The sequence below is a fragment of the Brevibacterium sp. SIMBA_078 genome (assembly GCF_046534565.1).
Lineage (GTDB): Bacteria > Actinomycetota > Actinomycetes > Actinomycetales > Brevibacteriaceae > Brevibacterium.
In genome coordinates this window covers 1-254 of the sequence record NZ_JAWRYQ010000386.1, presented here as the reverse complement: position 1 = coordinate 254, position 254 = coordinate 1, and the positions used below count along the sequence as shown (strand labels likewise).

Sequence of the window (254 nt, the reverse complement as noted above, 5' to 3'; positions counted from 1 at the left end):
ATATTTCAGGGCAGTTTAAAGGGGCATTTGTTACCAGTTTAAATAGCTGGAAATTAAGTATGGATGACACCCAATTAAGCGGGTTACTAAATGATGTACCGCTTAATTTTGCTGCTCAATTTAACTTAAATGATGAACTTAAAGCCACTGTAAATAAATTTAACCTTAGCAGCGGCACAAACAGGTTAACCTTAACCGGCGAAGTTGATCAGCAATGGCAGATTAATGGGGCTATTGCGCTGCAAAGTAATGAT

At 37.8% G+C, this 254-nt stretch carries 1 protein-coding gene; it reads left to right on the top strand.

Going from position 1 to position 254, the window contains the following annotated elements:
* Nucleotides 1–59: 59 nt before the first annotated feature.
* On the top strand, nucleotides 60–254 hold a 195-nt coding region (locus SB749_RS20125), incomplete at its 3' end, for a hypothetical protein (RefSeq protein WP_410711868.1).